Raw genomic sequence first — 13,630 nt, 5'->3', positions numbered from 1 at the left:
CATAGGGACATGGCAGATTACGGGCGGTACTGTCCCGTCGCGATGGCCAGCGAGATCATGGCCGACCGCTGGACTCCCCTCATCGTGCGCGAGCTCGTGCTGGGCAACACGCGATTCAACGACATCGCACGCGCATTGCCGGGGATCTCGCGCTCGCTGCTGGTGCAGCGACTGCGGCACCTCGAGCGGAACGGCGTGCTCGAGACATGGCCCTCGCCGACGGGTCACGGCAGCGAGTACCACTTGACGCCGGCGGGCCGCGACCTCGAGCGGGTCATCGACAGCCTCGGGCGCTGGGCCATCGAGTGGCTGTTCGATGACATGCAGCCCCACGACGTCGAGCCCACGACCCTCATGTGGTGGATCCATCGCCGTGTCGATCCGGACCGGTTCCCGCCGCGCCGCGTCGTCATCGAGTGGCGGCACACCGCTCCCGCACCGGAGACGATCTGGTTCGTGCTGGAGCACCGCGCCGTGTCGGTGTGCACGCAGCATCCGGGATTCGGCGTGGACCTCGTGGTGACGATGGCGACGGCAGATCTCGCCGACGTCTTCCAGGGCTACCGCCGGTGGCGGGATGCGGTGGATTCCCGGGCGATCTCGGTGGAGGGCGCTCCTCGCCTCGCGGATGCGCTGCCCACCTGGTTCGTGTGGAGTCCCTGGGTCGATGTCACGCACGCGCGTGCTCATCGGCCGGTGTCGGCCCGACGGTCAGCCCTCGAAGGGCCGCAGGATGCGGTCGAGGAAGCGACGCGTCCGCTCGTGGGTGGGGTGTGAGAGCAGGGTCTTCGGCGCTCCGCGCTCGAGGATGACGCCGCCGTCGAAGAACAGCACCTCGTCGGCCACCTCGCGCGCGAACGCCAGTTCGTGCGTCACGATGACCATCGTCCACCCCTCGTCAGCCAGTTCCTTGAGCACCAGCAGCACCTCGCCGACGAGCTCGACGTCGAGGGCGCTGGTGGGCTCGTCGAACAGGAGCAGCGCCGGCTGAAGCGCCAGGGCGCGGACGATTCCGACGCGCTGCTGCTGACCGCCGGAGAGCTCGAACGGATAGGCGTCCCGCTTCTCGCTGAGCCCCACGCGCGCGAGCAGAGCATCGGCCCTCGCGGTCGCCTCCGCTCGGGGAACCTTGTGCGCGTGCACGGGACCCTCGATGACGTTCTGCAGCACCGTCCGGTGCGGGAACAGGTTGTGGTGCTGGAAGACCATCGCCGAACGGTCCCGCAGGGCGACGCGGTCGGCCTTCGAGACGGGCTTGGAGAAGTCGATCGCCGGACCGCCGTCGAAGGTGACAGTCCCGGCATCCGGGGTCTCCAGGCCATTGAGCGAGCGCAGCACCGTGGTCTTGCCCGAGCCGCTCGGGCCGATGAGCGCCACGACCTCCCCGCGCCGCACCTCGAAGTCGACTCCGTCGAGCACGAGATTGGATCCGAAGCTCTTCTGCAGTCCCGACACGCGCAGAAGCGGCCGGTCATCGCCCGGCGCGGGCGGCGCGAGGGCGTCGTCTCCTGGGGAGTCATCAGTGGGCGACATAGCGGTCGAGCCTCCGTTCGATCGCGCTCTGACCCGTTGCCAGCACGAGGCAGAACAGCCAGTAGATGAGCGCCGCTTCGAGATAGATCGCGAGGAACTCGAACGTGAAGGCCGCGATCTGCTGCGCCGTCCGGGTCAGTTCGGTGACCAGGATGACGGACGCGAGCGAGGTGTCCTTCACCAGCGAGATGAACGTGTTCGACAGCGGAGGGACCGACACCCGCGCCGCCTGCGGGAGCACGATGCGGGTCAGCGTCTGCGTGGGCGAGAACCCGACGGTGTGGCCTGCCTCCCACTGGCCCTTCGGCACCGACAGGATGGCGGCACGGATCACCTCGGCGGCGTAGCCTCCGACGTTCAGCGAGAACGCGATGATCGCGGCAGGCCACGGATCTATCACGACGCCCACGGACGGCAGTCCGTAGAAGATCACGAACAGCTGCACGAGCAGAGGCGTTCCACGGATCACCGACACGTAGAACCGTGCGATGCCCGACAGCACCCGGTTGCGGGAGAGTCGCAGCAGCGCCACCGCGAGGGCGATCACGAGCCCGAGCGCGAACGAGGAGAGCGCGAGTGGGATGGTCGCGGTCAGCCCGGCCAGCAGCAGCGGCCAGAACGAGTCGATGAGCAGCTGCCAGATGCCGGTGTCATCCATAGACGATCCTTTCCGCCCCGTGGCGGCAGAGAAGGCCGTCGCCCGCGGGAGCGGGCGACGGTTGAAGGTCTACTGGGTGACGTCCGCGCCGAAGTACTTCTCGCTGATCTCAGCCAGAACGCCCTCCTCGCGCAACTCGGCGAGCGCATCGTCGATGGCAGCGACGAGGTCGGTCTTGTCCTTCGTCAGCGCGAAGGCGTTGTACGCGGGGTCGTCGGTCTCGGCGGCGATCTTCAGGCCGGTGGGACCTTCGCTCTTCTCGTAGTCCAGGAACGTGAGGTTGTCGTTGATCGTGGCGTCGACCCGGCCCTGCTCCAGCAGCGCCACGGCCTGGGCCCACCCCTCGACCGCCTCGACGGTCGCGCCGCTCTCCTGGGCGAGCTCGTACCAATTGCTCGTGAGGGACTGGGCGGTCGTCTTGCCCGCGAGGTCCTCGAAGCTCGAGATCGAATCATCGTCCTCGGGCACGACGATCACGCCGGGCGACACCGTGTACGGGTCGCTGAAAAGGTACTTCTCCTCGCGCTCGGGGTTGATCGAGACCTGGTTCGCGATGACGTCGAAGCGTCCGGCGTCGAGCCCGGCGAAGATCGCATCCCACTGCGTCTCCTCGAAGGCGATCTCGAGCCCCAGCTTGTCCGCGACGGCTTCTGCGATCTCCACGTCGAAGCCGACGAGGTCGCCGCTCTCGTCATGGAAGGTGAAGGGGCGGTACGTGCCCTCGGTCGCTACGGTCAGCGTGCCCGCCTGCACGAGGCCGAAGTCCTCGCCCCCGGCGGAGGATTCCGGGCTCGCGGTGCCGCTGCTGCAGGCGGACAGCGTGACGACCGCGGTGACGGCGAGAACGATGGCGGAGAAGGTGGTACGGCGTGACATGGGTGGGGAACTCCTGTGATTCGGGCCGGCAGCGCGCGGGCAGGACTGACAAGTACAACATGCATCGGCATGGATACCGCATCTTGATTACGCCGGGTGTCGGTTCTCCGGCTCTGCGGAACCACGAAGGGGCCTTGCCTGTTTCGGCAAGACCCCTTCGTTGAGAGTCGGACTCAGATGGCGTTGACATCCAGCGGGATGCCGGGGCCGAACGTGGTCGACACCGCACCCTTCTGGATGTAGCGGCCCTTCGAGCTGGACGGCTTGAGGCGGACGATCTCCTCGAGAGCGGCCTTGACGTTCTCGTCGAGCTGCTCCTCCGAGAAGGAGGCCTTGCCGACGACGAAGTGCACGTTGGCGTGCTTGTCGACACGGAACTCGATCTTGCCGCCCTTGATCTCCTCGACGGCCTTGGCCGGGTTGGGGGTCACGGTGCCGGTCTTCGGGTTGGGCATGAGCCCACGGGGGCCGAGCACCTTTCCGAGACGACCGACCTGGCCCATGAGCTCGGGGGTCGAGACCGCGGCGTCGAACGACGTGTAGCCGCCGGCGACCTTCTCGATGAGCTCGGCGCCGCCGACCTCATCCGCGCCGGCCGCGATCGCGGCCTCGGCCGCGGGGCCGGTCGCGAACACGATGACCCGAGCGGTCTTGCCGGTGCCGTGCGGGAGGATGACGGTGCCACGCACCATCTGGTCCGCCTTGCGCGGGTCGACGGCGAGCTTGAGCGCAACCTCGACGGTCGAGTCGAACTTGGTCGAACCGGTCTGCTTCGCGAGGGCGACGGCCTCGGTCGGGGTGTAGAACTTGTCCGCGTCGATCTTCGCCGCGGCGGCCTGGTAGGCCTTGGACTTGGTTGCCATGGTCTTCTCCCCTTCCTAGTTCTCGACCGTGATGCCCATGGAGCGGGCGGTGCCGGCGATGATCAGCGAGGCGGCCTCGATGTCGTTGGCGTTCAGGTCGGGCATCTTGGTCTCGGCGATCTCGCGCACCTGCTCCTTGGTGAGCTTGGCCACCTTGGTCGTGTGCGGGGTCGGCGAGCCCTTGGCGACGCCGGCGGCCTTCTTGATGAGCTCCGCGGCCGGCGGGGTCTTCAAGATGAACGTGAAGCTGCGGTCCTCGTAGACGGTGATCTCAACGGGGATGACGTTGCCGCGCTGGGCCTCGGTCGCCGCGTTGTACGCCTTGCAGAACTCCATGATGTTGACGCCGTGCTGACCGAGCGCGGGCCCGATCGGCGGGGCGGGGTTGGCAGCGCCGGCCTTGATCTGAAGCTTGATCAGGCCGGTCACCTTCTTCCTGGGTGCCATTTCTTCTTCCTTTCATCGAGCGGATGCCGGGCCCTTCGACAAGCTCAGGGACCGATCCGTTCTCCCGCACGTCCGGCATCTCCGGACAGCGGTTCTCCCGGAGTCGTGCTCCGGGAAGCCTTTTACAGTTTGGTGACCTGGTCGAACGACAGCTCGACCGGGGTCTCGCGCTCGAACAGGGAGACGAGCACCGTGAGCTTGCCGCTCTCGGGCTTGATCTCGCTGATCGTGCCGGGGAGGCCCGCGAACGAGCCTTCCTTGATGGTGATCGTCTCGCCGACCTCGAAGTCGACCTCGGCCGGGATGCTGCGCGACTGGGTCGCGGAGCCCTTGGCGGCGCCGCCGGACTTCGTCTGGGCGACCTCCTTGACCTCGACGAGCGACTTCAGCATCGTGAAGGCCTCCTCGAAGCGCAGCGGCGTGGGGTTGTGGGCGTTGCCCACGAAGCCCGTGACGCCGGGGGTGTGCCGCACGACCGACCAGGTGTCCTCATTCAGCTCCATGCGCACGAGCACGTAGCCCGGGATGCGCACGCGCGTGACCATCTTGCGCTGGCCGTTCTTGATCTCGACGACGTCCTCCATCGGGACCTCGATCTGGTAGATGTCTTCCTCTACCTCGAGCGTGGACTTGCGCTGCTCGATGTTGGCCTTCACCTTGCGCTCGAAGCCCGCGTACGAGTGGATGACGTACCACTTGCCGGGGAGCGAGCGCAGCTCGGCGCGGAACGCCTCGTACGGGTCGGCGTCCTCGTCGACCTCTTCGCCGTCGGGAACGACCGCGCCGTCCGACAGCCCGTCCTCGTCGGCGGAGGATTCGAAGTCGAGCGCCAGGTCGCCGGGAAGCGACGCCGGGTCCTCGTCGGCTTCTGCCTCGTCGACGACGGATGCCGCGGCATCCAGTTCTGCGACGAAGTCCTCGTCCAGTACGGGCGCATCCGGCTCGCCGTTGATGTCGGGGCCGTCGTAGGGCGTCACGTCGTCGGCGTGCTCGGCGGCTTCTTCGGCCGCCTCCTCTGCGAGGGAGTCGTTCAGCACCTCGGCGGCAGCTTCGCTCTCGGCTGCTTCATCGAGGTTCAGGGCGTCGTTCACGATGGCGTCTGCCTCCGGGTCGTCGATGTCGATGTCTTCTGCGTCGCCCGCGTCGTCGTCCTCGTCATCCACGATGTGGAGGGCGGCGTGCTCGGCGGGTTCGACGGCGCGCTCTTCCTGGGCGAGGACGTTGCCCTCCTGGGCCTCGTCGTCCTCGCTGGACTGCTCGGCAGCCGTCGCCCAGTCGGCGTCGTCGACATATCTTTCAGACACTGAGATCTCTTTCGTTTGAGGGGCGGGACACCGTCGTCAGGCGCTGCCCGCGTGCGTCGCGGAGGCGACGGCTCAGGGGTTCACCGCTTGGCCGGGGACCCCGAAGACGACCGTCGTGAGCCACGAGAACACCAGGTCGAGGCCGTAGACGAGCCCCATCATGATCACGACGAAGCCGAGCACGACCGCCGTGAACTTCAGCAGTTCCTGACGGGTGGGGGTGACGACCTTGCGCAATTCCGCGAGGACCTGGCGGATGAACACCGCGATGCGAGTGAAGATGTTCGGCTTCTTCTCGCGTGGGGTGCCGCTAGCTGCGACCACCTCGCCGCCGGGTGCGTCCTGGACCATCCTGAATGTACCTTTCGTGTGCCAGCGTGCGCTGACGCGCAGGGCGGACAGGAATCGAACCTGCAACCTGCGGTTTTGGAGACCGCTGCTCTGCCAATTGAGCTACCGCCCTAGAGACCGTTCTGGCCTCGGATGCCCGCACTTCTCCGCCGCGCACTGTGTGAGAGGGTGTGTGCCCTGTCGCGGGCACGGCGAAAGAATGCAGACTTCAACTGCATCCACCAGTCTACGGCATGCCCCCGCCCGGGGCGAACCGGGCCGGAACCTCTCAGGATGCCGACGCCGCGAGAACGCGCGCCAGAATCGCCCGCACGTCCTCGGGATCGAACTCGTCGGTCGATGCCGCGAGCTCCTGCGGAGTGAACCAGCGGATGTCCACGATGTCGTCGTGCTCGCTCTCGGTCCAGTCGTCGCGAACGATCTCGAACCGGTGTGTGCGCAGCAGGAAGTAGGTCGCATCCGTCTCGTCGAACTCGTGTCCGGCCGGAAGGGGGCGACGCTCGTGCCACACAGGATCCCCGAGCGACGGAACGCGCAGGCCGGTCTCCTCGAACAGTTCCCGGATCGCGGCCGCGTGCACGTCCTCACCGGGATCGACCCCACCGCCGGGGGTCAGCCACCGCTCGGGAAGGATCCGGCGAGACCAGTGGGTCTTCAGGAGCAGGATCGCGTCCTCCCGATCAAGAACCAGGATGCGCGCGGTACGCCGAAGACTCGAACTCACCCGCCGACCCTACCCCTCTCAACGCCGCACCCACCGATCCCCAACCCCGGCCCCTCCCTCAGAGCAAGCAGCCCTGGTGTCGACGAGCGCAGCGATGTCCCCCTGCGGGCAATCGGGGTAGGGGCCCCGCTCTTGCTCGCAGGGGGACATCGCGGAGCGGACCTCGAAACCTAGGCCCCGACGCGGATGAGTTTTTTGTTCACGAACTCGTCCGCCGCGAGCAGTCCGAGCTCGCGCCCGGTGCCGCTGCGCTTGACGCCGCCGAAGGGAAGCTCCGGGCTGTCGGCCAGCACGAGGTTCACATAGACCATGCCGGCCTCGATGCGGTCGGCCAGGCGCTGCGCCTGGTCCGCGTCAGTGGTGAAGAGGTACGACCCGAGCCCGAAGGGCGTGTCGTTGGCGACGGCGATCGCCTGCTCCTCGTCGGAGACGCGGTAGACGATGCCGACGGGGCCGAAGAACTCCTCGCGGTGGGCATCCATGTCCGGCGTCACGTCGGTCAGCACCGTGCCTGGGAAGTACGCGCCGTCGCGCTTTCCACCGGCGACCAGCGTGGCGCCCTGGGCGACGGCACGGTCCACCTGCTCCTGGAGCCGCTCCGCTGCCACCATCGACGAGAGCGGGCCGAGCACGGTGTCCTCGGCGAACGGGTCGCCGACCTTGGCCGCCGTCATCCCGGCGGTGAATTTCTCCAGGAACTTCTCGTAGAGGTCGTCGGCGACGATGAACCGCTTCGCCGCGTTGCAGGACTGGCCCGTGTTGTCGAGCCGAGCATCCACCGCGGACTGCACGGCGCCGTCGAGGTCGTCCGTCGACAGCAGGATGAACGGGTCGGACCCGCCGAGCTCCAGCACGACCTTCTTGAGGTTGCGCCCGGCCACCTCGCCCACGGCCGCACCGGCGCGCTCGGACCCGGTGAGGGACACCCCCTGCACTCGCGGGTCGGCGATGATGTCGGCGGCCTGCTCGTTCGAGACGAAGACGTTCACGTAGGCGCCCTCGGGGAATCCGGCATCGCGGTGGATCTTCTCCAGCGCGAGAGCGGACTCGGGGCACTGCCCGGCGTGCTTGAGCAGGATCGTGTTGCCCACGATGAGGTTCGGGGCGGCGAAGCGGGCGACCTGGTAGTACGGGAAGTTCCAGGGCATGATGCCCAGCAGCGGCCCGAGCGACGAGCGCCGGATCACCGCGGTCCCCTCGGCGAGGATCGCGATCGGCGTGTCCCTCATGATCTCTTCGGCGTTGTCTGCGTAGAACTCGACGATGTCGGCGGCGAAGTCGACCTCGGCGAGCGCGGCTTCCCGCGGCTTGCCCATCTCGCGAACGATGGTGTCGGCAAGCTCCTCCCGCCGCTCGCGGTGCAGCTCGGCGACACGACGCACAAGCCGAGCGCGATCGGCCACGCTGGAGTTCCGCGACCAGTCCCGGTGCGCCGCGGACGCGGCCGCGATCGCGGCCTCGACCTGCTCGTCGGTGAAGGTGTCGTACGTGGCCAGGGTCTCACCCGTGGCCGGATTGATGACGGCGTATTCGCTCATGAGTCTCCGATCCGTCCCGCGTCAGTCGACGGGGATCAGCGTGTACTTGGTCGACAGGTATTCGTGGATGCCCTCGAGGCCGCCCTCGCGGCCGATGCCGGACTGCTTGACGCCGCCGAACGGGGCCGCCGCGTTCGACACGACGCCGACGTTGAGGCCCATCATCCCGGTCTCGAGACGGTCGATCATCCGGTGCCCGCGCTGCAGGTCCCGGGTGAATACGTAGGAGACGAGCCCGTATTCCGTGTCGTTGGCGAGGCGCACGGCTTCGTCCTCGTCGGCGAACGTGGCGATGGCGAGCACCGGCCCGAAGATCTCCTCGCGGAGGATCTGGCTGCCGGGCACGACGCCGGAGAGAACGGTGGGCTCGTAGAACGTGCCCTCACCCTCTATGCGCGACCCACCCGCCAGTACGCTCGCGCCGCGATCGACCGCGTCATCCACCAGCTCGGAGGCCTTGTCCACGGCGCCCTCGTTGATCAGCGGGCCGATCTGCACGCCCTCCTCGGTGCCGCGGCCGACGCGCATGGACGAGACGCGCTCGGCCACGCGCGCCGCGAACTCCTCAGCGACCGCCTCGTGCACGATGAAGCGGTTCGCCGCCGTGCACGCCTGCCCGATGTTGCGGAACTTGGCGAGCATCGCGCCGTCGACCGCCTTGTCGAGGTCCGCATCCTCGAAGATGACGAAGGGTGCGTTGCCGCCCAGCTCCATCGATACGCGCAGCACGCCCTCTGCGGCCTGCGCGATGAGCTTGCGGCCCACCTCGGTCGACCCCGTGAACGAGAGCTTCTTCAAGCGCGGGTCGGCGATGATCGGGCCGGAGACGGACCCGGAGGAGGACGTGGTCAGCACATTGACGACGCCGGCCGGCAGCCCCGCCTCGGCCAGGATGGACGCGAAGTACAGCGTCGTGAGGGGTGTGAGCTCGGCCGGCTTGATCACCACGGTGCACCCGGCGGCGAGCGCCGGCGCGATCTTGCGCGTGGCCATCGCGAACGGGAAGTTCCACGGCGTGATGAAGAACGACGGGCCGACGGGGCGCTGCGAGACGATCATCCGCCCCGTGCCTTCGGGGTTCAGTCCATAGCGGCCGGCGATGCGCACCGCCTCTTCCGAGAACCACCGGAGGAATTCTCCGCCGTAGACGACCTCGCCGCGCGACTCGGCGAGGGGCTTGCCCATCTCGAGGGTCATGAGCAGGGCGAGGTCCTCTTTGCGCTCCTGCACGAGGTCGAATGCCCGGCGCAGGATGTCGCTGCGGGTGCGCGGCGGCGTGGCCGCCCACGCATCCTGAGCCGCCACCGCCGCATCCAGCGCCCGAGCGCCGTCGTCGACGCTCGCGTCGGCGATCGAGCGGATGACGAGGCCGGTCGAGGGGTCCCGCACATCGAGCGTCGCTCCCCCGGCGGCATCCACCCATTCGCCTCCGATGAAGAGCTGGTTGGGCACGGATTCGAGCAGCGCGGATTCGCGTTCGTCGGTCATGAAGTTCTCCTTCGTGAGTCAGCGGCGCCGACGCCGCAGGCTGGCCGGCGCATCCATCGACAGTGTCTCACCGCGGAAGAACGCCGGGCGCCGGATGGCCTGGATGATCATGATGACGACACCGAGCAGGATGACGGTGACGCCGAGGATGAAGACGAGCCCGACGCCCGCGATGTTCGAGCCGCTGCCGTAGTCCGGCGCGGTGCTGTCGATCAGCGTCGTCACGAACAGGACGGCGAGGATGACGCCTCCCACCAGCGGCGCGAGCAGCGTGAAGAAGAACATCCGCGCGGAGTCGAGCCACTGCTTGCGGAAGTACCACACGCACGCGAAGGCGGTGATGCCGTAGTAGAAGCAGATCATCATGCCGAGCGCGGTGATGGTGTCCCACAGCACGTCTTCGCTGATGAAGCGCATGACCGCGTAGAAGACCGATGCGACGACGGCGCAGACGACCGTGGCGTAGCCGGGGGTGAAGAACCGAGGGCGCACGGAGGCGAACTTGGCGGGCAGGGCGCCGTAGTGGCCCATCGCCAGCAGCGTCCGCGCCGGGCCGACGATCGTCGCCTGCAGCGACGACGCGGAGCTGGTGAGCACCGCGAGGGAGACCAGCGCGGCGATCGGACCGAGGATCGGTGCCGCCAGTGCGAAGAAGACGTTGCCCTGGATGTCCTCGTTGCCGAGACCGAACTCGCCCGTCCCGACTCCGGAGAACGCGAGGAGGGCGACGGCGATCAGCAGGTAGAGCGCCACGATGATCACGATCGTGATCGTCGCGGCGCGTCCGGGCGTGCGCTCGGGGTCCTTCGTCTCCTCGTTCATCGTGAGGGTGACATCCCATCCCCAGAAGATGAAGATCGACAGCGACAGGCCCGCGGCGAGCGAGCTGAAATCGGCCACCGCGAACGGGTTGAACCACGACAGCTCGATGGGCTGCGCGTCGAACGCAGTGCCCTGGGCGATGTGCCAGAAGGCGGCACCGGCGAACAGCACCAGAACGACCACCTGGAATCCGACGAGGAAGTACTGAAGCTTCTGCGTCGTCTGCATGTCGCGGTAGGCGATCAGCGTCGCGCCCAGCATGAACAGCAGACACACGATCACGTTGATGAACGGGTTGAAGGCGAGGTCCGCGATATCGGGGTTGCCGGAGATCTGTGCGATCAGCAGGAACAGGAACTCCACAGCGATGCCTGCGAGGTTCGACAGCACGAGGATCGTGGCGGCGACGAGACCCCAGCCGGCCATCCAGCCCACCCAGGGGCCGAAGGCGCGCGCCGCCCACGTGAACGAGGTGCCGCTGTCCGGCATCGAGCGGTTCAGCTCCCGATAGCCGAGCGCCACCAGCAGCATCGGGACGAATCCGACCAGGATGATCGCTGGCACCTGGAACCCGACGGCCGAGACGGTGGGGCCCAGGGCCGCCGTCAGCGTATAGGCGGGCGCGATGCTCGCGATGCCGATGACGACGGCGCCGATCAGGCCGACGGAGCCGGCGCTCAGCCCCTTCTTCGACAGTCCGCCGTCGAGGGGATCCCCCGTGGCGGTGGGGGGCTGTTGTGTGGTGCTCATCGTTGAGCTCCTTCCTGCGCTCGGGTGCGCGGTACGACGATCATGGGGACGGGCAGTTCGCGCAGCATCTTCGCCGCGGTGGAGCCCAAGAAGAGACGACGTCGCTGCGCCAGCCGGCTCGATCCGACGAGGACCAACTCGCCCGGCTGCCAGTCGAGGTGGGCGACGGCGTCTTCGATCGACTCGCCACGGGCCACGGATGCCTCGGCGGAGGAGCCGTCGGGAAGGGCGGCCCTGGCCTCGGCCAGCACGCCGTCGGCATGCGCGGCGCCGGCGATGCGGATGACACCGGTGTCGACGCTGGCCGGCAGGTCGACCGTGACGAGAGAGACCAGACGCAGGTCGGCATCCGCCGCGGCGGCGAGGGCGACGCTCTCATCCAGCAGAACCTCGGCCCCCGGACGGGTGCCGACCATCGCCGTCACGCGCGTGACCGGGCCGTCGACCTCGCGCACACCGGCCGGCGCGAGCACGACCGGCACGTCGGAGGAGTGCAGCAGTTCGTTCGCCACGGAGCCGAGCGCGTACCGCCCTCGGCGGCTCCCACCGGCCGCGCCGACCACGATGAGCGATGCGCCGAACTCGGCGGCCGCCGCGACCAGCCCTTCGGCGAACGACTCGCCGAACCGCACATGCACGTGGTGCGCCACGCCCTGCGGGACCTTCGCAGCTCCCGCCGCGAGCCAGCCTTCCGCGCGGCTCCGCAGGAAGGTCTCGTAGCCGGCATCAGGCGGGACGGCCGCGTTGCGCCCTTCCTCCGGTAGCACGAGCACGATGTCGAGCCCCGCGCCGGTGGCACGGGCGAGCCGTGCGCCCAGCGCGACCGCGTCGTCGCCGGACTCGGTGGCGGTGTAGCCGACGACGTACCGCGGAGCGGTCATGCCCTGGCCTCCTCGATGATGTGCCGGGCGGTCTCGCGTCCCATGCGGATGGCGCCGTCGACGTGCTGGTACCCCGCGCCGGCGATGTCGCTGCAGGCGAAGTGGATCGGACCGACCGGGGTGCGCAGGTGCGCGCCGTAGCGATGCAGCCCGCCGAGGTCGAAGCTCGCGGCATAGGCGCCGCGGGTCCACTCCTCACTCCCCCAGTCGCTCTCGTAGTAGACCACCGGGTGCTTCGCCTGTTCACCGTAGTAGTGCGACAGCGACTCGAGGATGCGCTCCTTGCGCTCTTGGGGCGAGAGGGTGAACACGGCATCCGCGTTCTGATCGGAGACGAATCCCACGAGCGTGCCACGGGGGTCGCCGTGGTTGGTGTTGTCGTAGGCCTCGTGTGCGATCTCGTACGGGCTGAAGGCCGTGCCCGACAGGCCCGCCTCGCGCCAGAACGGCGTCTCGTACACTGCGTGCACCTTGATCACGAATCCCATCGAGATGTGCTGGTGCAGCTGGTGCTGCAGGCGTGGGAGCGGCGGCACGAACGACACGCGGTCGTAGAGCACGGGCGCGAGGGCCAGGATCGCGAAGCGTGCGCGCACCGTCATCCCGTCCGCGATGGCGGTCACCCCGGTCCCCGAGCCGGTCGAAGGGTCGTCCCACTCGAGAGTGCGCACGGGCTGGCCGAGGAAGACGTCGTCGCCGAGGCGCTCCGCCAGCAGCAGCGGAACCTGCTGCAGCCCGCCCACGACCCGCTCGTCGAGGATGAAGTCGGCATCGACGAGGTGGGAGAAGCTGCCGGCGCTGGCAGCCATCAGCAGGGCCTGCAGGGCCGAGAACGCGTGGGCGGGCTTGGTCAGCATCGCGCCGGCGATGAAGAGGGCGATGTTCTCGCGCGCCTCCTCGTCGTCGGTCTGCTGCGCCAGCCACCCCTCGAACGAGATCCTGTCGAGCGCCTCGGCGTCGGGGTGCTCCCATGGACGGTCGGGGTCCATCTGCGCGACCATGGCGTCGAGCTTGTCGATCAGCTCGACCATCACCTTCTCTGTGGCGGGCGGGACGGGGAAGATGTCGCCGGTGAAGCGGGTGAGCTGCCCCGCCCTATTGATGTACACGCTCTCGCCCTCGCGGTAGCGACTGTACGTCTCGAGGCCGAGCTCGGCGAGGGTCTCCTTGAGCGCCTCCTGGTCGGGCGAGACCCATTGGCCACCGATCTCGAGCATGGCGCCGTCGATGTCGTCGGTCCAGAGCCTCCCGCCGACCCGGTCACGGGCTTCGAGCACCGCGACGGAGAGCCCGGCGCGCCTCAGCTCGTTGGCGGCGGTGAGGCCGGCGGCGCCGGCCCCCACGATGACGACATCACGGGTGATCTCGCTCATTCGGACTCCTTCGTCAGGGTGG

14 protein-coding genes and 1 tRNA gene are annotated in these 13,630 nt (G+C 68.3%); 1 reads left to right on the top strand and 14 read right to left on the bottom strand.

Annotation, left to right across the window (positions count from 1 at the left end; genetic code table 11):
- The first annotated feature begins 9 nt into the window (after window positions 1–9).
- Window positions 10–777, top strand: coding sequence for a winged helix-turn-helix transcriptional regulator (locus ACLQ2Q_RS11850; protein WP_425820664.1), 768 nt, complete (start codon window positions 10–12; stop codon window positions 775–777).
- Here the strand turns inward: ACLQ2Q_RS11850 and ACLQ2Q_RS11845 are convergent.
- The 14 genes from ACLQ2Q_RS11845 to ACLQ2Q_RS11780 form a co-directional block, all read right to left on the bottom strand.
- Window positions 712–1,533, bottom strand: a complete 822-nt coding sequence (locus ACLQ2Q_RS11845; protein WP_425820663.1) for an amino acid ABC transporter ATP-binding protein — start codon at window positions 1,531–1,533, stop codon at window positions 712–714. The two genes, ACLQ2Q_RS11850 and ACLQ2Q_RS11845, sit on opposite strands and share 66 nt — an antisense overlap.
- Entirely contained in the window at window positions 1,520–2,191 is a 672-nt protein-coding gene (locus ACLQ2Q_RS11840) for an amino acid ABC transporter permease (RefSeq protein WP_425820662.1), read from the bottom strand. The genes ACLQ2Q_RS11845 and ACLQ2Q_RS11840 overlap by 14 nt, the downstream gene beginning before the upstream one ends.
- A gap of 69 nt (window positions 2,192–2,260) precedes the next feature.
- On the bottom strand, window positions 2,261–3,067 hold the full coding sequence (locus ACLQ2Q_RS11835; RefSeq protein ID WP_425820661.1) for an amino acid ABC transporter substrate-binding protein: 807 nt from the start codon (window positions 3,065–3,067) through the stop codon (window positions 2,261–2,263).
- Window positions 3,068–3,240: 173 nt separating this feature from the next.
- On the bottom strand, window positions 3,241–3,930 hold the full coding sequence (gene rplA / locus ACLQ2Q_RS11830) for a 50S ribosomal protein L1 (RefSeq protein WP_425820660.1): 690 nt from the start codon (window positions 3,928–3,930) through the stop codon (window positions 3,241–3,243).
- 15 nt (window positions 3,931–3,945) lie between these two features.
- A complete protein-coding gene (gene rplK / locus ACLQ2Q_RS11825; RefSeq protein ID WP_425820659.1) occupies window positions 3,946–4,377 on the bottom strand; it encodes a 50S ribosomal protein L11 in 432 nt (143 codons plus the stop codon).
- 122 nt (window positions 4,378–4,499) lie between these two features.
- Window positions 4,500–5,681 carry a transcription termination/antitermination protein NusG gene (nusG, locus tag ACLQ2Q_RS11820; protein ID WP_425820658.1) on the bottom strand — a complete coding sequence of 394 codons (1,182 nt, stop codon included), beginning with the start codon at window positions 5,679–5,681 and terminating at the stop codon, window positions 4,500–4,502.
- A 72-nt stretch (window positions 5,682–5,753) separates the two neighbouring features.
- Window positions 5,754–6,032 (bottom strand): preprotein translocase subunit SecE, encoded by a 279-nt coding sequence (secE, locus tag ACLQ2Q_RS11815; protein WP_425820657.1) that lies wholly within the window; start codon window positions 6,030–6,032, stop codon window positions 5,754–5,756.
- Window positions 6,033–6,071: 39 nt separating this feature from the next.
- Window positions 6,072–6,144: transfer RNA gene (locus tag ACLQ2Q_RS11810), tRNA-Trp, on the bottom strand.
- A gap of 156 nt (window positions 6,145–6,300) precedes the next feature.
- The gene (locus ACLQ2Q_RS11805) at window positions 6,301–6,756 is read right to left on the bottom strand and encodes an NUDIX hydrolase (protein WP_425820656.1); all 456 of its coding nucleotides are present in this window, start codon (window positions 6,754–6,756) and stop codon (window positions 6,301–6,303) included.
- Between the two features lie 170 nt (window positions 6,757–6,926).
- Window positions 6,927–8,294: an NAD-dependent succinate-semialdehyde dehydrogenase gene (locus ACLQ2Q_RS11800; RefSeq protein ID WP_425820655.1), complete on the bottom strand. Its 1,368-nt coding sequence runs from the start codon at window positions 8,292–8,294 to the stop codon at window positions 6,927–6,929.
- Between the two features lie 21 nt (window positions 8,295–8,315).
- The gene (locus tag ACLQ2Q_RS11795) at window positions 8,316–9,782 is read right to left on the bottom strand and encodes an NAD-dependent succinate-semialdehyde dehydrogenase (protein ID WP_425820654.1); all 1,467 of its coding nucleotides are present in this window, start codon (window positions 9,780–9,782) and stop codon (window positions 8,316–8,318) included.
- A gap of 18 nt (window positions 9,783–9,800) precedes the next feature.
- Window positions 9,801–11,354, bottom strand: a complete 1,554-nt coding sequence (locus ACLQ2Q_RS11790; RefSeq protein ID WP_425820653.1) for an APC family permease — start codon at window positions 11,352–11,354, stop codon at window positions 9,801–9,803.
- Window positions 11,351–12,235, bottom strand: coding sequence for a universal stress protein (locus tag ACLQ2Q_RS11785; protein ID WP_425820652.1), 885 nt, complete (start codon window positions 12,233–12,235; stop codon window positions 11,351–11,353). The genes ACLQ2Q_RS11790 and ACLQ2Q_RS11785 overlap by 4 nt, the downstream gene beginning before the upstream one ends.
- Window positions 12,232–13,608, bottom strand: a complete 1,377-nt coding sequence (locus ACLQ2Q_RS11780; protein WP_425820651.1) for a flavin monoamine oxidase family protein — start codon at window positions 13,606–13,608, stop codon at window positions 12,232–12,234. Before ACLQ2Q_RS11780 ends, ACLQ2Q_RS11785 begins: the two co-directional genes overlap by 4 nt.
- Window positions 13,609–13,630 lie beyond the last annotated feature (22 nt).

The sequence above is a fragment of the Microbacterium sp. DT81.1 genome, assembly GCF_049844955.1.
In the GTDB taxonomy this organism is placed as follows: Bacteria; Actinomycetota; Actinomycetes; order Actinomycetales; family Microbacteriaceae; genus Microbacterium.
This window is presented reverse-complemented; position numbering and strand designations above follow the sequence as displayed.